The sequence below is a fragment of the Halomonas sp. ALS9 genome (genome assembly GCF_001651035.1).
Classification (GTDB): domain Bacteria; phylum Pseudomonadota; class Gammaproteobacteria; order Pseudomonadales; family Halomonadaceae; genus Vreelandella.
The window spans coordinates 1-219 of the sequence record NZ_LXRG01000023.1; the positions used below are offsets into that span (position 1 = coordinate 1).

Genomic DNA, 219 nt, shown 5'->3' on the forward strand with positions numbered 1-219 from the left:
GTAGGGTTAAGAGTTGAATAGTGTGCCTTACCCTTTGAATTGCTGTTTCTGCCCACAGGAAGTGACCATGGCAAAACCTCGTCAGCGCTCGATTAAAAGCCGCGCCTCTCTCGCCGGCCACCCGCTTCATCCCGTGATGATTCACTTTCCCGTCGCAGCCCTGATGGCGCTGGTGGCAAGCGAGATCGGTTACCTGCTGAGTGGGCATCCCTTCTGGTT

1 protein-coding gene is annotated in these 219 nt (G+C 55.7%); it reads left to right on the forward strand.

What is annotated here, in order from left to right; all coding sequences use genetic code 11:
* Positions 1–67 precede the first annotated feature (67 nt).
* Positions 68–219, forward strand: a 152-nt coding sequence (locus tag A6R74_RS23280; RefSeq protein WP_306460299.1) for a DUF2231 domain-containing protein, incomplete at its 3' end; no start/stop codon positions are given.